Genomic DNA, 21,621 nt, shown 5'->3' with positions numbered 1-21,621 from the left:
CGGTTTCCCTGCGGGAGACGCGGCATGGTGAAGAATCATGCTAATCACCACCCGGTGGAGCGTCTAGGCGCTGTTTGTTTCCCCGTGTAACTGAATGTAAAAGCAGTCCTTCCGGCCAACTGAAAATGAAACGAGCGCCGCCTTCCGGCGAGGTGTCGATACGGACCTGGCCGCGGTGTGCACGGGCAATGCGCTCGACAATGGCCAGGCCCAGGCCATGTCCGCCCGTGCTGCGGTGGCGGCTGCTGTCGAGCCGGACGAAAGGCGAGAACACCCGTTCGCGGTCTTCCGGTGCGATGCCCGGACCGTCATCATCCACCACCAGAATATGCTGACCGTTTTCCAGTCGCAGCGAGACGCGCACCAGGGTGTTGGTATAGCGGCGCGCATTGGAGAGCAGGTTGTCCACGACGCGGGTCAGCAGGTGCTGATCGGCGGTAATGGCCTCGGCGCCCGCTGCCAGCGCCTGCCGCTGCCATTGCAGTTGCGGGGCCAGTGCGACCTGGGCGGCGACGCGATCATCCAGCCAGCTGGCGGCATCAAAGGTGCTGGGGGTGAGCGGGGCTTCCGGACGGTCCAGCTTGGCGTGCAGCAGCAGCTCTTCGATGAGTTTGTCGATTTCCTCCAGGTCTCGCACCATGGCCTGATGCGCCGGCGAGTCGGCATCGTCCATCAGCTCCAGCCGATAGCGCAGACGGGCCAGCGGGGTGCGCAGCTCATGAGCCACGGCATTGGTCAGTGCCTTCTTGCTGGCCAGCAGTTCGGCGATGCTGTCGGCCATGCGGTTGAAGGCCTGGCCGACCCGGCGTACGCCAGAACTCTCCGGCAGGCGGGCCCGCGCGGAAAAATGGCCGTGCGCCAGCCGGGTGGCGGTCTGCTCCAGCGTCATCAGATCGCGCCAGTGGGGGCGCATCCAGAACAGCACAGGGAAGGCCAGGGACAGGCCGATCAGCACCAGCAGGGCATAGTCGAACCATTTCAGCTGATGCAGGAAGAACAGATAGCGCAGCGGTCCGGCGACCAGCACATAGTCGCTGTTTTCGATCTTTTGCAGGAACAGGTAGTTGTTTTCCAGCATGACGATCTCGCCGCGCGCCAGGGCGGCACGCGAGGCATCGTCGAGGTCGTAGGCACTCTCGCGTTCCAGTTTGACGTGGAAAGTAAAGCGGTGGTCGTCCTGCGACAGCTTCTCCAGCCACAGTTCCTGCGGCACGCCGCGCAGCTCGGTTTCGATCAGCGACAGCGTGGTACGAAGCAGGTCGGAAAGATAGCGCTCCCCGACCTTGTCCACCGCCTGCTTGTAGACCACGCCGACCAGAATCACCGCCACCAGAAAGCAGCCGATCAGCAGCAGGTAAAACTGGATGAACAACTTGCGCATCGGGCGCTTACTCCCAGCCGGACAGCGAGAACAGGTAGCCCTTGTTGCGCACGGTCTTGATGCGGAAAGGCTCGTTGGGGTTGTCGCCGAGTTTCTTGCGCAGGCGCGAGATGGCGACGTCGATGCTGCGGTCCAGTCCGTCGTAGCTCACGCCTCGCAGGGCCTTGAGCAAGGTTTCGCGCTTCTGGATTTCGCCGGCATGACTGGCCAGCAGCCACAGCAGGTCGAAGTCGGAGGTCGACAGGACGATCTGCTCTCCGTCTAACCAGACATCGCGATTGACCGGGTCAATGGTCAGTTGGCCAAAGATGCGCTTCTGCGGCAGCTTGGCCGACGATTCCGGCTGTGGGGCGGCGTGACTGCCGACATTGCGCAGCTGGGCGCGCAGGCGGGCCACCAGGACCGAGGGCGGGGTGGTCTTGAGGATGTAGTCGTTGGCGCCCAGTTCCAGACCGAGAATCTGGTTCATGTCGCTGTCGAGCGAGGTGAGCATGACGATCGGGCCATGAAACACCGGACGCAGCTCGCGGCAGATCGACAGTCCGTCCTTGCCGGGCAGCATGATGTCCAGCAAGACCAGGTCGGGTTGCTCGCGCTGAATGGTGTCCATGGCCGTATCGCCGCGCGGGTCGACCACCACTTCCATTTCATGGCGGGACAGGAAGTCGCTGATCAGGCCGGAGAGCTCCGGGTCATCCTCGACAAACACCACGCGGTAAGCCATTGCGGTACTCCATTCATTGCAAACCTCGCAAGTATCGCGCGTGTCACGGGGCGGCTCAACTATTGTCCGGTAATTCATGCGAATTGCATGACTGGAATGCCTGGTGAGTGGCCTCTGGCGGGAGGGGACGGATGAAGAGATCTCAGGTGCAGTGATGCAACATGGCGGGAAAATAAATATGTAACAAAATGCAACCGGAGGAATTTTTTGTCGGACAGCACCGCAAAGCCTTGTGGTGCTTATTCTTTTGTAAGAATATTGTCGTTGATGCAGGTCAATAATCCTGCGGATTGTGCGGGTTTTTCTGCTGCGGCACACTTGCCCGTGCTTGATAAGACTAGTTCGAACTGACTTAATACGCGGCAACCGTCGTTTATAGCATGGCAGTGTCAAATGGGGAAAGTGGCTTTCCCGCGCTGCCGGACTGCAAGCCTGCACGTGGTGGATATCCCGCGGCGTAGCAGGCACAAGGCGCAAAGACGCCTGAGAAACGGATAACAAGAACATGTGGCAACCGCCCCCTGCGGCGTCGGTTGCCCAGCTCCTGGGAAGCAAACAGCAAAGCCCCGCGATGGCGTCAGGTATGGCGCGCCGGGCTCTTTGCCCCTGCGCGTCAAAAGTTTTTTTTAACCTGTGAAGTCGCAAGATGAGAAACTGTAGACCCTCCCGCCTGGTGCGGTGGCTCTCGCCGTTTTTGCTGGCGCTGCTCTCCGGCTGTCAAGGCGGTATCCTTGACCCGAAGGGACAGATCGCCGCAGACGAGAAGTCGCTGATCATCACGGCAACCCTGCTGATGCTGCTGGTTGTGGTTCCGGTCATCGTCATGACCCTGGTGTTTGCCTGGAAGTATCGCGCCAGCAATACCAACGCCACTTACACGCCGAAATGGGCACACTCCACCAAGATCGAAGTCGTGGTGTGGCTGATCCCGATCATCATTGTTTCCTTCCTGGCGGTGCTGACCTGGCATACCACCCACAAGCTCGATCCCTATCGTGCCCTGGATTCCGACAAGAAGCCGGTGCGCATCGAGGTTGTGGCCCTGAACTGGAAATGGCTGTTCATCTATCCTGATCTGAACATCGCCACGGTCAACCAGATCGCCTTTCCCAAGGACGTGCCGGTCGACTTCCGCATCACCTCCGACACGGTGATGAACTCGTTCTTCATTCCGCAGTTGGGTGGCCAGATCTACGCCATGGCCGGCATGCAGACCCAGTTGCACCTGATTGCCAACGAGGCGGGTACCTACAAGGGCTTCTCTTCCAATTACAGCGGTGCCGGTTTCTCCGGCATGAAGTTCAACGCGATTGCCACCGCGACGCCGGCCGAATTCGAGCAATGGGTGGCGTCGGTACGTGCCGCCGGCAAGCCGCTCGATACCGGGGCCTACCTCAAGCTGGCCAGTCCGAGTGAGAACAATGCCGTCGCCTACTACGCCGATCCGACCCCGCGTCTGTTTGATGCCATCGTTCACAAGTACATGGCGGGCCGGACCTCGCTGGCGCTGACGGAAGAAGATATCAAGCTGGCCGCACTGACCAAGAGTCTGTGTGCGCCCGCCGCTGCAAGGAGTGTGAATTGATGTTGCTCGGCAAACTGACTCTCGATGCCATTCCGTACCACGAACCCATCATCATGGGGGCGTTGTCCGGTGCCGGCCTGATCGGCCTGATCATTGCCGCCCTGATTACCAAGTTCGGCAAGTGGGGCTACCTGTGGAAAGAGTGGCTGACTTCGGTCGACCACAAGAAGATCGGCGTGATGTACATCATCGTGGCGCTGATCATGCTGCTGCGCGGCTTTGCCGATGCGCTGATGATGCGTACCCAGCTGGCGCTGGCCACCAATGGCCACATGGGGATCTTCCCGCCCGAGCACTATGACCAGATCTTCACCGCCCACGGCGTGATCATGATCATTTTCATGGCCATGCCCTTCATGACCGGGCTGATGAACATCGTGGTGCCGCTGCAGATCGGTGCGCGCGACGTGGCTTTCCCCTTTCTCAACTCGCTCAGCTTCTGGTTGCTGACCTCGGCGGTCATCCTGGTCAACCTGTCGCTGGGGGTGGGCAACTTTGCCCGTACCGGCTGGGTCGCCTATCCGCCCTTGTCCGAACTGGGCTTCAGCCCGGACGTCGGGGTCGACTATTACACCTGGGCGCTGCAAATCTCGGGGATCGGCACGACGCTGACCGCGATCAACTTCCTGGTGACCGTCATCAAGATGCGTGCCCCGGGCATGAAGCTGATGCAGATGCCGATCTTTACCTGGACCTGCACCTGGGCCAACGTGCTGATCGTGGCCTCGTTCCCGATCCTGACCGGTGCGCTGGCCATGCTGTCGCTCGACCGTTACCTCGACTTCCACTTCTTCACCAGTGAAGCCGGTGGCAATGCCATGATGTACCTGAACCTTTTCTGGGCCTGGGGTCACCCCGAGGTCTACATTCTGGTTCTGCCGGCCTTCGGGATTTTCTCCGAAGTGGTGTCGACTTTCACCGGCAAGCGTCTGTTCGGTCATACCTCGATGATTATTGCCAGCGGCGTGATCTCGGTGCTGGGTTTCATGGTGTGGCTGCACCACTTCTTCACCATGGGATCCGGTGCCAACGTCAATGCCTTCTTCGGCATTGCCACCATGGTGATTTCGGTGCCGACCGGCGTGAAGCTGTTCAACTGGCTGTTTACCATTTACCGCGGTCGTCTGCGTTTCGAAACGCCGATCTTCTGGACGCTGGGTTTCATGGTGACGTTCTCGATCGGTGGGATGACCGGTGTGCTGATGGCGGTCCCGGGCGCGGACTTCATGCTGCACAACAGCCTGTTCCTGATTGCCCATTTCCATAACACCATCATTGGCGGGGCCGTGTTCGGCTACCTGGCCGGCTTTACCTTCTGGTTCCCCAAGGTGTTCGGCTTCAAGCTGAATGAAAAGCTGGGCAAGGCGGCCTTCTGGTTCTGGCAGTCCGGTTTCTACTTCGCCTTCATGCCGCTGTATGTGCTGGGCTTCCTCGGCATGACCCGCCGTCTGAACCATACTGACAATCCTGCCTGGACGCCCTGGCTGTACCTGGCTTGCGTGGGTGCCGCGCTGATCGCCATCGGCATTGGCTGCCAGTTGCTGCAGATTGCTGTCAGCCTGCGTGACCGCAAGAAGCACGTCGATGTCAGTGGTGACCCGTGGAATGGCCATACCCTCGAATGGTCGACTTCGTCGCCGCCCCCGTTCTACAACTTTGCCAAGTTGCCGGTGGTGCACGATATCGACGCCTTTACCGACATGAAGGAAAAGGGCGTGGCCTATGCGGTACCGCAAAGCTATGAGCCGATTCACATGCCCAAGAACACCGCTGTCGGTGTGGCCATCGGCGGGTTTACCACGCTGCTCGGCTTTGCCCTGATCTGGCATATCTGGTGGCTGGCCGTGCTTGGCCTGGTCGGTATTGTCGGCAGCATGCTCACGCGCGCCTTCGACGATGATCTCGACTACTACGTGCAACCGGCGGAAATCGAAGCCATCGAACGGGCCCGTTTCGAGCGTATGGGCATCGAGGTGGCTGCCGGCCACCCGGGCGATGCCGCCAAGAAACCGTCCAGCGGCGTCGAGCCGGCGACTCTGGCCTGAGGGGGATCAAGCATGACGAGTTATGTAAATCAGGCGCATGGTCACGACGACCACGCGCATCATGATGGCGGCGAGCAAAAGGTGCTCGGTTTCTGGTTCTACCTGATGACCGACTGCATCCTGTTCGCTACCGCATTTGCGTCTTATGCCGTGCTGTATCGCAATACTGCCGGCGGTGTCTCCGGCAAGGACATTTTCGAGCTGCCTTATGTGCTGCTGGAAACCGCTGCGCTGCTGTTCTCCAGCATCACCTACGGTTTTGCCATGATTGCCGGCCACAAGGGCCGCAAGCAGGGCGTACTGGGCTGGCTGGCCGTCACTTTCCTGTTCGGTGCCATGTTCATCGGCATGGAAGTCAACGAGTTCCATCACCTGATCAGTGAAGGTAACGGCCCGAACGTCAGCGCCTTCCTGTCCTCGTTCTTCGGCCTGGTCGGCCTGCATGGCCTGCACGTGACCGCTGGTCTGCTGTGGATGAGCGTGATGATGTTCGAAGTGGTCAAAACCGGTCTGACCAGTCGCGCCATGACGCGCCTGAACTGCCTGAGCCTGTTCTGGCACTTCCTCGACATTGTCTGGATCTGCGTCTTTACCGTGGTGTATCTGAAAGGAGTCCTGTGATGAGTCAAGCGTATGCACATGCCGCCGACCATGGCAGCGTCAAGAGCTATCTGACCGGCTTTGTCCTGTCGGTGATTCTGACGGCGATCCCGTTCTGGATCGTGATGAGCGGGGCGTTCACCCGTCAGGCCGCCACCATGGCGATCTTCGCTTTTGCCGTGGTGCAGATCCTGGTGCATCTGAAGTATTTCCTGCACCTGCATTTCCGCACCCCGGAAGGCAAGCTCAACACCTTCTCGTTCATCTTTACCGCCATGATCATCGTCATGCTGGTCGGCCTGTCGGTGTGGATCATCACCAGCGCCGACGTGCTGATGATGCGTGGTTGAGCGAGGCTGTGTTGAAGCTCAAACGATACTGGCAGGTGGTGAAGCCGGGCATTATCTTCGGCAACCTGATCTCGGCCGCCGGCGGTTTTCTGCTGGCGGCGCAGGGACGGGTTGACGGGGCGCTGCTGCTGGCGACCCTCATGGGGCTGTCGCTGGTGGTGGCCTCCGGCTGCGCCTTCAATAACTGCATCGACAGCGATATCGACAGCAAGATGGCCCGTACCTGCCAGCGTGTGCTGGTGACCGGTGCCATGAGCCGCAGGGCGGCACTGGCGCATGGTCTGGTCCTCGGGCTGTCCGGCTTTGCCTTGCTGTGGTTTGGCGCCAACCCGCTGGCCTTTGCCTGTGCCCTGTTCGGCTTCGTCATCTATGTCGGGGTCTACAGCCTGTACATGAAGCGCCACTCGGTATATGGCACGCTGGTCGGCAGCTTGTCCGGTGCCGTGCCGCCGGTGGCGGGCTACTGTGCCGTCACCGGCCGTTTCGACAGTGGCGCCCTGATCTTGCTGGCGATGTTCAGCCTGTGGCAGATGCCGCACTCCTACGCGATTGCCATCTTCCGCTTTCAGGATTATCAGGCGGCGCGCATCCCGGTGCTGCCGGTGGTCAAGGGGGTGGATCATGCCAAGCAACAGATCGTGCTCTATATCATGGCCTTCGCCGTGGCGACCATCATGCTGGCCGTCGGTGGTTATGCCGGCTATGGCTACCTGGCGGTGGCCTGTGCCACCAGTCTGTGGTGGCTGAAGATGGCACTGGGTGGTTATCGCCAGCAAGTGGACGAGCGCCTCTGGGCACGCAAGGTGTTTTTCTTCTCGATCATCACCATCACGGCGCTGTCCTTCATGATGGCGGTTGATTTCCAGAGCCCGGTGCTGGCGTCCCATTCGCTGCTGCTGAGCTGAGCCGGAACGTTTCACTTCTGAACCCCTGTGCGGACACAGGGGTTTTTTGTTTTGTGCTGTCGACAGATTCTGCGACTCAGGCCGACTAAAGTTCATTGATCAGTCGCATGGATGGGGTGCTGTCATGAAATGTCGGTTGTTGTGGCTGTCCTTGCTGGCGCTGCCCGTTCTGGCTGCGCCGGCCGATATACCGGGCTGGCAGGCCTATCAGCACCATGATTACCTTGCGGCACGACAGGCTTTTGCGGCAGGTGCCGCCGCCGGTAACCGCGTGGCGATGTTCGATCTGGCCATGATGAACTGGCGCGGCGAGGGGGGGGCGCGGCGCCCCGAAGGATGAGCGTCTGGCCGCCTATTGGTATGAACAGGCGGCTCGGCAAGGGGATGTCGGTGCCCAGTACCTGATCGCCAGCCTATATGAGCATGGAGATGGCGTGATGCAGGATCGCCAGCGTGCGATGGCATGGTATGCCCGGGCGGCGGCACAGGGCGATGTGGCGGCCAGACTCAAGGCACAGGCCTTGTCCGGTGGGCCGCACTGATTCATCTGGATCTTGCTTGACCCTGAGTCCGGGGGCGGTGGATAATTACGCGTTTGATTACAAATGCTTAGTTTTTTGCTGCCGTGCCGCATTGCTCTCCGGCACAGGTGGCAGGCAACTGGCGCCAGAGCCCTCCTGAATGAATCCAAGTCCTGCTCGTCCCGTCCTGCCCCCGCGCCGCCTCTCCGTCGCCCCGATGCTTGACTGGACGGATCGCCATTATCGTTATTTCGCCCGTCTGATTACCCGCAACACCTGGCTGTATACCGAGATGGTCACCACCGGGGCTTTGCTGCATGGCGATGTGGCCCGCCACCTGCGCTTCGATGAGGCCGAGCACCCGCTGGCGCTGCAGCTGGGCGGCAGTGAACCGGCCGAACTGGCGCAATGCGCCCGGCTGGCGGAGCAGTGGGGCTATGATGAGGTCAATCTGAATGTTGGTTGTCCGTCCGAGCGGGTGCAGAAGGGGGCCTTTGGTGCCTGCCTGATGGCCGAGCCGCAGTTGGTGGCGGACTGTGTCAAGGCGATGCGCGATGCCTGTGGTATCGACGTGACGGTGAAGCACCGTATCGGCATCGATCACGTCGAAGACTACGGTTTTGTACGAGATTTCGTCGATATCGTGTCGGCGGCCGGTTGCCGCACGTTTATCGTCCATGCGCGCAATGCGATCCTCAAGGGGCTTTCTCCCAAGGAAAACCGCGAGATCCCGCCCCTCAAATACCACTATGTCCATCAGCTCAAGCAGGAGCGTCCGGAGCTGGAAATCCTGATCAATGGCGGCATTCAGACTCTGGACGAGATTGACCGGCAATTGCTGCACGTCGATGGCGTGATGGTCGGGCGTGAGGCGTACCACAACCCCTATCTGATGTCGGCCTGGGATACCCGCTACTATGGCTGCGACGCGGCAGCGCCGACCCGGGCCGAGGTTGTGGCAGCACTGGTGCCCTATGCCGAGCGGATGCTGGCCGAGGGCCACAAGCTGCGTAATCTTGCCCGCCATATTCTTGGTTTGTTCCAGGGTATGCCGGGTGCCCGTCGCTGGCGGCGCATGTTGTCGGATGCCGCTTGTCTGGAGGGGGCTGATGCTTCCCTGCTGCTGCGTGCTCTGGAGGAAATCGGTGTTTCCCGTACCCTGTCCGAGGCTCATGAAGCATAAAGGCATGAAAGCGCTGGCGGTCTTGTTGTGTCTGATCTGTTCTCTGGCGCAGGCGCAACCGGTATTGCATGTCCTCAGCCGGCATGATTTCCTGCCGGAACGCACCATTGCCCGTTTCGTCCAGCATTGCCAGTGTCTGGTTGAGCAGGACTTCTATCATGACAGTGAGGAGCTGGTGTCCCGGTTGTCTGCCGGCGATGCCGACACCGATGTGGTGTTTCCCTCCAGCTTCTCGGTGCCGGCCCTGTTGCGCCTCAAGCTGCTGCAGCCGCTGGACAAGAGTCGTTTGCCCAATGTCGCCGACCTGAACCCGGTGTTGAGCAATCCTTCCTTTGATCCGGGCAGCCAGTTTACCTTGCCGGCATCCATGTCCCTGGCAGCGGTTGGCTACAATATCGACAAACTGCGCGAGTTGAATATTGATCCCTACAGCTGGTCGGTGATTTTTGACCCGCGAGTGCTGGCGCGCCTCAAGGGCCATGTCAGTGTGGTGGATAACCCGCGCAGCGTGTTTGCCGCTGCGCTGCTGTATCTGGGGCTCGATCCCAACAGTACCCGGGATGAAGATTATGCGCGCGCGCGCGAGGTGATTGCCGCAGCCCGTCCCTACTGGTCCGGCTTCGGTGGCAATTACTACTGGAAAGATCTGGTCTCGGGGGATGCCTGGGTTCAGCTGGGTTTTTCCGCCGAATTCTTCCAGGCAAGGGAAGAGGCGCGCAGTCAGCACAAGCCTTATACCATCGGTTATGTGCTGCAGAAGGAAGGGAATCAGCTGGCCATGGACAATATGGCCATTCCCGCGGCGGCCCCCCATCCTGCGCTGGCGGCGCGTTTCATCAACTTTCTGCTGGCCGGCAGGAATGCCGCCGATCTGAGCAATCTGAATGGTGCGACCACGGCGGTATTAAGCGCTGCGCCTTATTTTCGCGATGACATCAAATATCATCCGGTAATCAATCCCGATCCGTCTGCGTTTCGCAAATGGGTGGTGCTGCGCGAGATGCCGGCCAAACGCATGCGACAGCTAAGGCACTGGTGGAGTGAGCTGCGCACTGACCGCAATGTCAGCTCAACCCCCAAAACCGCCCACCGAAGGGAGTAGTCATGTTTGAGAAACTGGTTCTGGCCAGCAACAACGCCGGCAAGTTGCGTGAGTTTTCCGCCCTGCTGGCACCGCTTGGTGTTGAGGTCATTGCACAGAAAACGCTGGGTGTGCCGGAGTGTCCGGAGCCGTATGGCACGTTCCTGGAAAATGCCCTGGCCAAGGCCAGGCACGCCAGCAGGCTGACCGGCCTGCCGGCACTGGCCGATGACTCCGGGCTGTGTGTTCGCGCCCTGTCCGGGCGGCCTGGCGTGCTGTCGGCGCGGTTTGCCGGCGAGCCCAAGTCGGATGAACGCAATAACCAGCTGCTGGTCGAGCAGCTCCGGGGCGTGGCCGACCGCCATGCCTGGTATGTCTGTGTGCTGGTGATGGTGCGTCATGCCGATGATCCGCACCCCCTGGTGACCGACGGCATCTGGCAGGGGGAGATACAGGATCTGCCGGGCGGGGAAGGGGGCTTCGGCTACGACCCTTATTTCCGCCTGCCGCCCTTCGACTGTACGGTCGCCGAGTTGCCGGCCGAGCAAAAGAACCGTCTGAGCCATCGCGGCCAGGCGATGCAGCAGATGCTGGCCAAGATACAGGCCATGGCATGAGTCAGACCGTGTATGTCCAGCATGGTGGGCTGACCCAGTTGCCACCCTTGTCCTTGTACGTTCATTTTCCCTGGTGCGTGCGCAAGTGCCCGTATTGTGATTTCAATTCTCATGAGGCGCGTGGCGGTCTGGATGATCTGGCCTATGTGCAGGCCTTGCTGCTTGATCTGGAGCATTCACTGCCGGCCGTCTGGGGGCGGGCTGTTCATACCATCTTCATTGGTGGCGGTACGCCGAGCCTGATGTCCCCCGCTGCCATGGAGATGTTGCTGGACGGGATCCGTGCCCGGGTCAGGCTGTTGCCGGATGCCGAAATCACCATGGAGGCGAATCCGGGCACCTGCGAAGCGGAGAAGTTCAAGGCGTTCCGGGCGTCGGGGGTCAATCGCCTGTCCATCGGCATTCAGAGTTTTGATGATCGCCAGTTGACGCGCCTGGGGCGCATTCATGACAGCCGGCAGGCGCATGCCGCACTGGACCTGGCGCTGACGCACTTCGACAACGTCAATCTGGATCTGATGTACGCCTTGCCCGAGCAGACCCTGCCGGAGGCGCTGGATGATCTGTCTCAGGGGCTGGCCCATGGCGTGACACATCTGTCGGCCTATCATCTGACGATTGAGCCCAATACCCTGTTTTACCGTTATCAGCCAGCCGGCCTGCCGGACGAGGATCTGGCGGCGGACATGCAGGAGGCGCTGGAGGCGCGTCTGGCCGAGTCCGGCTTCGTCCACTATGAGACCTCGGCGTTTGCCCGACCGGGCAGGCAGTGCCGGCATAACCTCAATTACTGGCAGTTTGGCGATTATCTGGGGATTGGGGCTGGCGCGCATGGCAAGATCAGCTCGGCCGAGGGCATTGTGCGCGAGATGCGTTACAAGCAGCCGGCGGCCTATCTGCAGGCGGTACGCGATGGCGACGCGGCACAAAGCCGGCAGCGGGTCGCCCGCAAGGCGCTGCCGTTTGAATTCATGATGAACCTGCTGCGTCTGACCGATGGCTTCGAGCTGTCGCTGTTTGCCGAGCGCACTGGCCTGTCGCTGGCGAGTATCCAGCGCCAGCTGGCCCTGGCCGAATCACAGGGCCTGATCGAGCGAGATTTGCAGCGCTTGCGGCCTACCCTGATGGGACAACGCTTTCTCAATGATCTGCTGGGGATGTTTCTCGAGGAAGACTGATGGATGTGGGCGCCATCCATGGCGGTAAGGGCCATTGCTACCGTCAGGCTTGACGTTTGACGGGTCAATTGGCATTCTAGAGTCCGGGCTCCAAACTTACGTTTAAATATTACAACGGGGAAAACTCATGATGATTCGCTGCAAGGCCGTGCTGTTCTCGGCGGTATTGGGTCTGCTGTCTTCTTTTGCCTTTGCCGATCAGACGCCGGTCGGTGTATGGAAAAATATCGATGATGAAACGCATCAGGCCAAGGCGCTGATCGAAATCAGCCAGACCGCCAATGGCGAGCTGACCGGCAAGATCGTCAAGCTGTTGCAACACCCGGATGCGGTTTGCGATAACTGTGAAGGGGCGCTCAAGGGAAAGCCTGTGATGGGCATGACCATGCTGTGGGGGCTGAAGCAGGACGGTAATAGCTGGAGTGGCGGTCGCATTCTGGATCCGAAGTCCGGCAAAGTCTATAGCGCCAAGATGACGGTGATCGACGGTGGCAAGAAGCTGGAAGTGCGCGGCTTCCTGGGGATTTCCCTGCTGGGTCGTTCGCAGGTGTGGGAACGCCAGTAATCAACTGATTCCTGATCAAACGGGCCGGCAGCCTTGGGGGGCGCCGGCCCGTTTGTCTTGGCCGCAGGGAAAGCGCTGCGGGGGGAAATCGAGTTGCGTTACAATCGTCAGTCATGATCATCACGCCCGACCTTGCCAATCAGCCGATTACGGCCGCACCGGCATTACTCAAGAAACTGGAAAAGCTCGGCATCCGCCGCCGCTTCGACCTGGTGCTGCACCTGCCTTTGCGCTACGAAGACGAGAGCCACTTGTTTCCCATCAAGCACGCTCCCTACGGGCAGCCGGCGCTGGTGGAAGGGGTGGTGGTTGCGCAGGAGGTGCAGTTCCGGCCGCGCAAGCAACTGCTGGTGCGCCTTGAGGATGAGAGCGGGCAGCTGGTGTTGCGCTTCATTCATTTCTATCCCAGTCAGCAGAAGCAGATGGCCAAGGGCGAGCGCCTGCGGGTACTGGGCGAAGTGAGGCGCGGCTTCTTTGGCGATGAAATGGTGCACCCCAAGTGCCGGCCGGTGTTGCCGGGGGAGCCGCTGGCAGACCGGATGACCCCGGTCTATCCGACGCTCTCCGGTCTGACGCAGCCCCAGCTGCGCAAGCTGATTCATGCCGAACTCAAGGCGCAGCCCCTGCAGGAAACCTTGCCACCGGGCTGGCGCGAGCAACTGGGGCTGTGCACGTTTGCCGAGGCGGTGCAGTTGCTGCACGCGCCGACACCGGATTACTCCCTGCAGCAACTGAATGACCCCCTGCTGCCTGCCTGGCAACGACTGAAATTTGACGAGTTGCTGGCGCAGCAGCTCTCGATGCGGCTTTCCTATCGTCAGCGCCGAACCGGCAAGGCGCCGCAGCTCGCCGGCGATGGTTCGCTGCGCCAGGCGCTCTCCCGTCAACTGCCGTTCGCGCTCACCGGGGCGCAGCAGAAAGTTCTGCAGGAGATTCTGGCCGATATGCGCCAGCCGCATCCGATGCAACGCCTGCTGCAGGGGGATGTTGGCAGCGGCAAAACCGTGGTGGCCGCCATGGCCGCTCTGGCGGCCATCGAGGCGGGCTTCCAGGTGGCGCTGATGGCGCCGACGGAAATTCTGGCCGAGCAGCATTTTCTCAAACTGTCTGCCTGGCTGGCTCCGCTGGGGATTGGCGTCGCCTGGTTGTCCGGTTCCTTGCGCAAGAAGCAGAAGACCGAGGCATTGCAGCAAATTGCCAGTGGCTCGACCCGGCTGGTGGTGGGCACCCACGCTTTGTTCCAGGAAGAGGTGTCTTTCGAGCGGCTGGGGCTGTCGATCGTCGACGAGCAGCACCGCTTTGGCGTCGGGCAGCGTCTGGCGCTGAAGGACAAGGGCGGCGAACCGCACCAGCTGATGATGTCCGCCACGCCGATTCCGCGCACCCTGGCGATGAGCTATTACGCAGATCTGGATGTCTCGATCATTGACGAGTTGCCTCCCGGCCGCTCGCCGATTGTTACCAAGCTGGTCAACAGCGACCGCCGGGATGAGATGGTGGCGCATGTAGACCGTATCTGCAGCAAGGGGCAGCAAGCCTATTGGGTCTGTCCGCTGATCGAGGAGTCCGAGGCGCTGCAGTTGCAGACTGCCGTGGATACCTTTGAAGCGCTGACCGAAGAGTTACCGCACTGGCGGGTCGGCCTGGTGCACGGACGCATGAAGCCGGCGGAAAAGGCCGAGGTGATGGCGGCGTTTGCCGCCAATGAGATTCAACTGCTGGTCGCCACGACGGTGATCGAAGTCGGTGTCGATGTGCCCAATGCCACGCTGATGATCATCGAACATAGCGAGCGCATGGGTTTGTCGCAGCTGCACCAGCTGCGTGGCCGGGTAGGGCGGGGCAGTGCCGGCGGCATCTGCGTGCTGATGTTCGAGACCCCTCTGTCCGAACTGGCCAAGGCGCGCCTGCGGGTGATTTACGAGCATACCGATGGTTTTGAAATTGCCCGTCAGGACTTGCAGATTCGCGGCCCGGGTGAGTTGCTGGGGGCGCGTCAGAGCGGGATGCCGATGTTGCGCTTCGCGGATCTGGAGCAGGATGCCGAGTTGCTGGCACAGGCTCGCGAGCTGGCGCCCAGGATGCTGAGCGAGGCGCCGGAGCAGGCCGAAGCGCACCTGATGCGCTGGCTGGCGGGGCGCGAACATTTTCTCAAGGCATAGGGCCCCTGCCTGGGGACGTTTTGCTTGCCGCCAACCTGCCGGGTGCCATTGTTTTGCATCAAATGCCGTTGCCTGCTAGCAGGCAAAAAAAATGCCTTGGCTGGGGGGCCAAGGCATAAATGGGATTGCTGCAAACAACAAAGGAGAAACCATGATGAAGCAGGCGTATATTAGCAACATGTAAACTTCAGTTCAATTGTAATCAGGCCGCTACACTTGACGTGAGTCAAGTTCCGTTCAGTCTGCTGGAAAATAGCTCGATTTGAAGTGGATTGACGGTTTGGAGATAAAAAAAGAGAGCCGGATGGCTCTCTTTTTTGTGCCCGGACGGCGCTTACTGAATCCACAGCGAGGCGAGATAGTACAGGCCGGCGGCCAGCGCCATGGACACTGGCAGGGTGAACAGCCAGGCCAGCAGGATGGCGCGGATGGTACCGAACTGCAGGCCGGATTTGTCGGCCACCATCGAGCCGGCGACACCGCTGGACAGGACGTGGGTGGTCGATACCGGCATGCCGATGAAGCTGGCCAGGCCGATGGAAATGGCCGCCGTGATCTGCGCAGCCATCCCCTGGGCGTAGGTCATGTCCTTTTTGCCGATGCCTTCGCCCACCGTCTTGACCACGCGACGCCAGCCGATCATGGTGCCCACACCCAGCGCCAGCGCGACGGAGAGGATCACCCAGTAGGGGGCGTATTCGGTGGTTTGGGTCAGATCACCGCGCAGGGCCTGCAGATTGCGCTTGTCGCCGTCGGCCAGATGCGGCAGCTGGCTGGCCAGCTTGGCGGCATCGTCCAGACACAGCAGGCGGGTGCGGACATCCCAGCGTTGTTCGGGCGACAGATTGTGATAATCGGTGTCGTTCATCAGCGTCTGGTTGAGGGCGTCCACCGTCTTGCCGGTAGCAAGCGGGTTGCAGCCGTGGCTGACGCTGTAGTGGTTCTTCGACAGCAGCGTCTGCAGGGCGGCATCGTGCTGGGCATAGAACTGCTGCAGGTGCAGGGCGGCATCACGGGTACGCTCGATCTGGTACGGGTTGCTGTCCATGTTGAGCACATAGTTGGCCGGCACGATGCCGATCAGCACCAGCATGATCAGGCCGACGCCTTTCTGACCATCGTTCGAGCCATGGGCAAAGCTGACACCCATGGCGGACAGGATCAGCATGAAGCGGGTCCAGAACGGCGGGTGTTTGCGTCCCTCGACCTGCTGACGCTGGTACGGTGTCTTGTGCATGTTGCTGCGGCCACGATAGCGGCGCAGCAGGATCACGATCAGCCCGGAAATCAGGAAGCCCACCATCGGGGAGAGCAGCAGGGACATGCCGACCTCGATGGCCTTGCCCCAGTTGATGCCCTGGGACAGCGGCGAGTGGTTAAGCAGGGCATTGGCCAGGCCGACACCGAGAATGGCGCCGATCAGGGTATGCGAGCTGGAGGCGGGCAGGCCCAGGTACCAGGTGCCCAGATTCCACAGGATGGCCGCGGCCAGCAGGGCAAACACCATCGACATGCCGTGTGCGGTATTGACCGAGACCAGCAGGTCGACCGGCAGCAGGTGCACGATGGCGTAGGCGACGGCCAGGCCGCCGGACAGAACGCCCAGGAAGTTGCAGACGCCGGAGGCAAAGACCGCCAGACGTGGCTTCATCGACTGGGTATAAATCACCGTGGCGACCGCATTGGCGGTATCGTGGAAGCCATTGATGAATTCGAATGTCAGGACAAAGCCGAGAGACAGGAACAGGGTGATCGCCAGTTTGAGGTCGAGCCCGGAAAAAAGTGCCAGCATGATTCTTAAGGTAGGTTGAGTCTGAGGGTGGATTGTTGGGTGGCAGCGCTATTCCGTCAAGCCTGCAGGACAAAGGGAATGCATGGTGTCGTTTCCTGTCCAATGCAGGGTCAGAATCTTCTTGACATATGCAGATCCGTGAGGTCGTCAATCAGGCAAAAATGTAAAAAAAGCCACTGATTTCAGTGGCTTTTGTTGGCCGTTGACCCGGGTGTCATTAACCGAACTTGCCGGTTATGTAGTCTTCCGTGGCACGCTGCTTCGGCGTGGTGAAAATGGTGTCGGTCTCGCCGAATTCGATCATTTCCCCCAGGTACATATAGGCGGTGTAGTCGGATACCCGTGCCGCCTGCTGCATGTTGTGGGTCACGATCGCAATCGTGTAGTCCTCTTTCAGCTCATGGATCAGTTCTTCGATGTGCGCCGTCGAAATCGGGTCCAGTGCCGAGGTCGGTTCGTCCAGCAGCAACACTTCAGGCTTGGAAGCGACTGCCCGTGCGATGCAGAGACGCTGTTGCTGGCCACCCGACAGCGAATTGCCGGACTGCTTGAGCTTGTCTTTGACTTCTTCCCACAGCGCCGCCTTGCGCAGTGCCCATTCGACCCGGTCATCCATTTCGGTCTTGCTCAGCTTTTCATACAGCTTCACGCCGAAGGTGATGTTGTCGTAGATCGACATCGGGAACGGGGTCGGCTTCTGAAACACCATGCCGACCTTGGCGCGCAGCAGGTTGATGTCGACATCGCGGCCGAGGATGTTGCGCTTGTCGAGCAGGATTTCGCCTTCGGCGCGCAGGCCGGGGTAGAGCTCGAACATGCGGTTGAAGGTGCGCAGCAGGGTCGACTTGCCGCAGCCGGACGGACCGATGAAGGCCGTTACCTTGTTGGCGGCAATGCCGAGCGAAATGCCCTTCAGGGCATGGAAGTTGCCGTAGAAAAAGTTCAGGTCTTTGACCTGGAGCTTGGTGCCAGTTTCAGCCATGGTGTGCAAGCCTTAATGGGATTGGTGTTTTTGACTGCCCAGCCAGCGGGCGACAATGTTCAGTGCCAGGACGCTGAAGGTAATCAGCAGCGAGCCTGCCCATGCCAGTGTGTGCCAGTCGTTGTAGGGACTCATGGCGAACTGGAAGATGACGATCGGCAGGTTGGCCATCGGCTGGTTCATGTTGCTGTTCCAGAACTGATTGTTCAGCGCGGTAAACAGCAGGGGGGCGGTTTCGCCCGAAATGCGCGCTACAGCCAGCAGGACGCCGGTCAGTACGCCGGACTTGGCGGCGCGCAGGGTGACATACAGGGTCACTTTCCACTGCGGCGTCCCCAGGGCGATGGCCGCTTCGCGCAGGCTGTTGGGCACCAGGCGCAGCATGTTCTCCGTGGTACGGACCACGACCGGGATCACCAGCAGCGACAGCGCCAGGGAGCCGGCCCAGCCGGAAAAATGGCCCTGGGCGACGACGAACACTTCATAGACGAACAGGCCGATCACGATGGACGGCGCCGACAGCAGAATGTCGTTGATGAAGCGGGTTGCCGGGGACAGCCAGCCACGCTGACCGTATTCGGCCAGGTAGATGCCGGCCAGAATGCCGATCGGGGTACCGATCACGGTGCCGAAGGATGTCATCAACAGACTGCCGACGATGGCATTGCCCAGGCCGCCGGATTCGCCCGGCGGCGGAGTGCTCTGGGTGAAGACCGAAAGATGGATGCCGCTCAGGCCGTTTTGCAACAGCGTGAACAGGATCCAGCACAGCCAGAACAGGCCGAAAACCATGGCAAGCATCGAGATGCCCATGGTGATGCCGTTGATCATGCGCCGACGGCGGTAGATCGTATTATTCATCGAGTAGGATTCCGTTTCTTGCTTCGACGGCGATGCCAGCAGGGTGTCACTCATTGGGTCGCTCCTTGGCTCAGGATGCCTTGCCTTCCTGGCTCTTCAGGCGCAGGAGCAGGATCTTCGAGCAGGCCAGCACCACGAAGGTGATGAAGAACAGGATCAGGCCCAGCTGGATCAGCGAGGCAATGTACAGGTCGCCATTGGCCTCGGCAAATTCATTGGCCAGAGAGGAGGCGATCGAGTTACCCGGCTGGAACAGCCCCGGGGCGAAGTGCGAGGAGTTGCCGATGACGAAGGTGACGGCCATGGTCTCGCCCAGTGCACGGCCAAGACCCAGCATGATGCCGCCGACAACACCGGTCTTGGTGTAGGGCAGGACCACGTAGCGCACGACTTCCCAGGTGGTCGAGCCCAGGCCATAGGCCGACTCTTTCAACAGGGTGGGGACCACTTCGAAGACGTCTCGCATCACCGAGGCGATGAACGGAATCACCATGATGGCCAGAATCAGGCCGGCGGTGAAAATGCCGATCCCCATCGGCGCACCCTGGAAGATCCAGCCGATCATCGGCAGCGGGCCGACATTGTCGATCAGCCAGGGCTGGATGCGTTCGGAGAAGTAGGGAGCGAAGACGAACAGGCCCCACATGCCATAAATGATGGAGGGGATGCCTGCCAGCAATTCCACGGCGATGCCAAGCGGGCGTTTCAGCCAGGTCGGGCAAAGCTCGGTCAGGAACAGTGCGATGCCGAAGCTGACCGGAACACCGATCAGCAGGGCGATCATCGAGGTGATCAGGGTGCCGAAGATGGGCACGGCGGCACCGAAGCTGCCTGCAACCGGATCCCATTCGCTTGAGGTGATGAAGCTGAAACCGAATGCCTTGATGCTCGGCATGGCGCCGATCAGCAGCGAAATCAGGATGCCCAGCAGCAGGGCCAACACCAGGAAGGCAAAACTGCGGGTAACGACCTTGAACACCTGGTCGAGCATCATCTGACGCCGCATTACCTGATCGTTACTGTACTTTTCCATACTCGGACTCATTGGTTGTCTGAGACAAAAAGCCGGGGAGAGGCTCCCCGGCCATTCTGGACAGCGTGAGCTGCCAATTCTGCATTACTTCCAGACCGGCTGACCGCTGGTGTCGGTAATTTGCTTCCAGCTGTCGCGGATCATGCCCTTGACGCCTTCCGGCAGGGGGATGTAGTCCATGCTGGTGGCAGCGCCGTCACCGGTTTTGTACGCCCAGTCGAAGAACTTCAGGGCAGCGGTGGCCTGAGCCGGCTTGTCTTGCTTCTTGTGCATCAGGATGAAGGTGGCACCGGCGATCGGCCAGGTGTCATGACCAGCCTGGTTGGTCAGCAGCAGGTAGTAGCCCGGTGCTTTCTTCCAGTCAGCGTGACCGGCTGCGGCCTTGAAGGACTCCTGGCTCGGCATCACGAACTTGCCGTCCGCATTCTGCATCTGGCCATAAGCCATGTTGTTTTGCTTGGCGTAGATGTACTCGACGTAACCGATCGAACCCTTGATGCGATTGACGAAGTTGGCCACGCCTTCGTTACCCTTGCCGCCCTGACCCGCCGGCCAGTTCACCGAGGTATTGTTGCCGACCTTGCTGGCCCACTCCGGCGATACCTTGGACAGGTAGTTGGTGAAGATGAAGGTGGTGCCGGAACCGTCTGCACGGCGTACCGGGAAGATGGTGTCCTTCGGCAGCTTGACGCCCGGGTTCAGCTTGACGATCGCCGGGTCGTTCCAGTTCTTGACCTTGCCCAGGTAGATGTCGGCCAGCAGTTGGCCGGTGAACTTCATCTGGCCGGGCTTCACGCCCGGGATATTCACGACCGGGACCACGCCGCCAATGACGGTCGGGAACTGGGTCAGACCAGCCTTTTCCAGTGCGTCGGGCTTCAGCGGCATGTCGGAGGCGCCGAAATCGACGGTCTTGGCGGTGATTTGCTTGATGCCGCCGCCCGAACCGATCGACTGATAGTTCATCTTGCTGCCGGTTTCAGCCTGGTAGGTGGCTGCCCACTTGGCGTACAGCGGATACGGGAAGGTGGCGCCTGCACCGGTGATGTCGGTGGCGAAGGCGGAAACCGATGCAAAGGCACTGACGGCCAGTGCCAGACGAAGCGTGGTTTTCATTACGAAATGGCTCCAGAGGTTGAGGTGCAGGGTAAGCGATGGGGGGCATTGTGGCCTGTTTATTTTTCAGAAATATTACAGTTCCAATTTCTTCCGGGATGGCTGATGTCTTTATATGAAGAAATATCTGTCCTTCTCAGTCGATGTAACCGGGGGATATAATCCGGCCTGTCTCAAGCAGGAGTAATCTGAATGACAGCCAAGCTGGTGGTGGGCAACTGGAAGATGAATGGCAGCCTCGCGTCCAATCGCAAACTGGTGCGCGGCATGCTGGAGGATCGCCGCATCAACCGCTCGGGGGTGGCCCTGGCCGCACCGTATGTCTATCTGCTGCAGCTGGCTGACTTGTTGCAACTGAGCCCGATGGACCTCGGCGCGCAAGATGTCAGTCAGTTCGGGCGCGATGGCGCCTTCACCGGCGAAGTCTCGGCCTCCATGCTGGCCAACGTCGGCTGTCGTTATGTGCTGATCGGCCATTCGGAGCGCCGCCAGTATCTGGGCGAGGGGAGTGATCTGCTGGCCAAGAAGATGACCAACGCGTTGTCGGCACATCTGGCGCCGATTCTCTGTGTCGGCGAGACCCTGGATCAGCGTGAGTCTGGCGAGCATCTGCAGGTCATTCGTCGTCAGCTCGAGATCGTGGCCGACTTTGCGCCGGAGCAGGTGATCGTTGCCTATGAGCCCGTCTGGGCCATCGGTACCGGCAAGGTGGCCAGCCTGGAGCAGATTGCCGAAATGCATGAGTGCATCAAGGAGACCGGCTTGCAAAGACAAAAAGGCTCTGCTAGTATGCGCGTTCTCTACGGCGGCAGCGTAAAGGCTGATAATGCCGAAGCTATTCTGTCAATATCAAGTGTCGATGGCGCCCTGGTGGGCGGTGCTTCACTCGATGTTGATTCATTTGGAATGATTTGCCAGGCCGCGGACAAATTGGTATAGT

General features: G+C 60.2%; 20 protein-coding genes. 13 read left to right on the top strand and 7 right to left on the bottom strand.

Annotated elements, in window-relative coordinates; genetic code table 11:
* Nucleotides 1-40 precede the first annotated feature (40 nt).
* Both rstB and rstA read right to left on the bottom strand, forming a co-directional pair.
* Nucleotides 41-1,381 (bottom strand): two-component system sensor histidine kinase RstB, encoded by a 1,341-nt coding sequence (gene rstB, locus AACH39_RS08595; protein WP_215780894.1) that lies wholly within the window; start codon nucleotides 1,379-1,381, stop codon nucleotides 41-43.
* 7 nt (nucleotides 1,382-1,388) lie between these two features.
* Nucleotides 1,389-2,105 (bottom strand): two-component system response regulator RstA, encoded by a 717-nt coding sequence (gene rstA, locus AACH39_RS08590; RefSeq protein WP_215780896.1) that lies wholly within the window; start codon nucleotides 2,103-2,105, stop codon nucleotides 1,389-1,391.
* Between the two features lie 646 nt (nucleotides 2,106-2,751).
* On the opposite strand from rstA, the gene cyoA reads away from it, so the two are divergent.
* From cyoA to recG, 12 genes are all read left to right on the top strand, one after another.
* Nucleotides 2,752-3,690, top strand: a complete 939-nt coding sequence (cyoA, locus tag AACH39_RS08585) for a ubiquinol oxidase subunit II (RefSeq protein ID WP_215780899.1) — start codon at nucleotides 2,752-2,754, stop codon at nucleotides 3,688-3,690.
* Nucleotides 3,687-5,735, top strand: coding sequence for a cytochrome o ubiquinol oxidase subunit I (cyoB, locus tag AACH39_RS08580; RefSeq protein WP_338619584.1), 2,049 nt, complete (start codon nucleotides 3,687-3,689; stop codon nucleotides 5,733-5,735). The genes cyoA and cyoB overlap by 4 nt, the downstream gene beginning before the upstream one ends.
* Before the next feature lie 12 nt (nucleotides 5,736-5,747).
* Nucleotides 5,748-6,356 (top strand): cytochrome o ubiquinol oxidase subunit III, encoded by a 609-nt coding sequence (gene cyoC, locus AACH39_RS08575; RefSeq protein ID WP_338619582.1) that lies wholly within the window; start codon nucleotides 5,748-5,750, stop codon nucleotides 6,354-6,356.
* Nucleotides 6,356-6,685 carry a cytochrome o ubiquinol oxidase subunit IV gene (gene cyoD, locus AACH39_RS08570; protein ID WP_338619580.1) on the top strand — a complete coding sequence of 110 codons (330 nt, stop codon included), beginning with the start codon at nucleotides 6,356-6,358 and terminating at the stop codon, nucleotides 6,683-6,685. The genes cyoC and cyoD overlap by 1 nt, the downstream gene beginning before the upstream one ends.
* 11 nt (nucleotides 6,686-6,696) lie before the next feature.
* Nucleotides 6,697-7,590: a heme o synthase gene (gene cyoE / locus AACH39_RS08565; protein WP_215780907.1), complete on the top strand. Its 894-nt coding sequence runs from the start codon at nucleotides 6,697-6,699 to the stop codon at nucleotides 7,588-7,590.
* A gap of 124 nt (nucleotides 7,591-7,714) precedes the next feature.
* The gene (locus tag AACH39_RS08560; protein ID WP_338619578.1) at nucleotides 7,715-7,930 is read left to right on the top strand and encodes a hypothetical protein; all 216 of its coding nucleotides are present in this window, start codon (nucleotides 7,715-7,717) and stop codon (nucleotides 7,928-7,930) included.
* A gap of 341 nt (nucleotides 7,931-8,271) precedes the next feature.
* The gene (dusA, locus tag AACH39_RS08555) at nucleotides 8,272-9,294 is read left to right on the top strand and encodes a tRNA dihydrouridine(20/20a) synthase DusA (RefSeq protein WP_338619577.1); all 1,023 of its coding nucleotides are present in this window, start codon (nucleotides 8,272-8,274) and stop codon (nucleotides 9,292-9,294) included.
* A gap of 4 nt (nucleotides 9,295-9,298) precedes the next feature.
* A complete protein-coding gene (locus AACH39_RS08550; RefSeq protein WP_215780913.1) occupies nucleotides 9,299-10,396 on the top strand; it encodes a spermidine/putrescine ABC transporter substrate-binding protein in 1,098 nt (365 codons plus the stop codon).
* A 2-nt stretch (nucleotides 10,397-10,398) separates the two neighbouring features.
* Entirely contained in the window at nucleotides 10,399-10,992 is a 594-nt protein-coding gene (gene rdgB / locus AACH39_RS08545) for an RdgB/HAM1 family non-canonical purine NTP pyrophosphatase (protein ID WP_215780915.1), read from the top strand.
* On the top strand, nucleotides 10,989-12,170 hold the full coding sequence (gene hemW, locus AACH39_RS08540; RefSeq protein WP_338621264.1) for a radical SAM family heme chaperone HemW: 1,182 nt from the start codon (nucleotides 10,989-10,991) through the stop codon (nucleotides 12,168-12,170). Before rdgB ends, hemW begins: the two co-directional genes overlap by 4 nt.
* Before the next feature lie 127 nt (nucleotides 12,171-12,297).
* Nucleotides 12,298-12,735, top strand: coding sequence for a DUF2147 domain-containing protein (locus AACH39_RS08535; protein WP_252346163.1), 438 nt, complete (start codon nucleotides 12,298-12,300; stop codon nucleotides 12,733-12,735).
* A 113-nt stretch (nucleotides 12,736-12,848) separates the two neighbouring features.
* Nucleotides 12,849-14,897, top strand: a complete 2,049-nt coding sequence (recG, locus tag AACH39_RS08530; protein WP_338621263.1) for an ATP-dependent DNA helicase RecG — start codon at nucleotides 12,849-12,851, stop codon at nucleotides 14,895-14,897.
* 334 nt (nucleotides 14,898-15,231) lie between these two features.
* Here the strand turns inward: recG and AACH39_RS08525 are convergent, their stop codons facing one another.
* From AACH39_RS08525 to pstS, 5 genes are all read right to left on the bottom strand, one after another.
* Nucleotides 15,232-16,689: an inorganic phosphate transporter gene (locus AACH39_RS08525; protein WP_338621262.1), complete on the bottom strand. Its 1,458-nt coding sequence runs from the start codon at nucleotides 16,687-16,689 to the stop codon at nucleotides 15,232-15,234.
* 217 nt (nucleotides 16,690-16,906) lie between these two features.
* Nucleotides 16,907-17,671: a phosphate ABC transporter ATP-binding protein PstB gene (gene pstB, locus AACH39_RS08520; RefSeq protein ID WP_215780923.1), complete on the bottom strand. Its 765-nt coding sequence runs from the start codon at nucleotides 17,669-17,671 to the stop codon at nucleotides 16,907-16,909.
* Nucleotides 17,672-17,683: 12 nt separating this feature from the next.
* Nucleotides 17,684-18,586, bottom strand: coding sequence for a phosphate ABC transporter permease PstA (pstA, locus tag AACH39_RS08515; protein ID WP_338621261.1), 903 nt, complete (start codon nucleotides 18,584-18,586; stop codon nucleotides 17,684-17,686).
* 16 nt (nucleotides 18,587-18,602) lie between these two features.
* A complete protein-coding gene (gene pstC / locus AACH39_RS08510) occupies nucleotides 18,603-19,565 on the bottom strand; it encodes a phosphate ABC transporter permease subunit PstC (protein ID WP_215780927.1) in 963 nt (320 codons plus the stop codon).
* Nucleotides 19,566-19,649: 84 nt separating this feature from the next.
* The gene (pstS, locus tag AACH39_RS08505) at nucleotides 19,650-20,681 is read right to left on the bottom strand and encodes a phosphate ABC transporter substrate-binding protein PstS (RefSeq protein WP_215780930.1); all 1,032 of its coding nucleotides are present in this window, start codon (nucleotides 20,679-20,681) and stop codon (nucleotides 19,650-19,652) included.
* A 192-nt stretch (nucleotides 20,682-20,873) separates the two neighbouring features.
* On the opposite strand from pstS, the gene tpiA reads away from it, so the two are divergent.
* Nucleotides 20,874-21,620 (top strand): triose-phosphate isomerase, encoded by a 747-nt coding sequence (gene tpiA, locus AACH39_RS08500; RefSeq protein WP_215780932.1) that lies wholly within the window; start codon nucleotides 20,874-20,876, stop codon nucleotides 21,618-21,620.
* Nucleotide 21,621: the final 1 nt, after the last annotated feature.

The sequence above is a fragment of the Paludibacterium flexuosum genome, from assembly GCF_037076605.1.
Taxonomy (GTDB): Bacteria; Pseudomonadota; Gammaproteobacteria; order Burkholderiales; family Chromobacteriaceae; genus Paludibacterium.
This window is presented reverse-complemented; position numbering and strand designations above follow the sequence as displayed.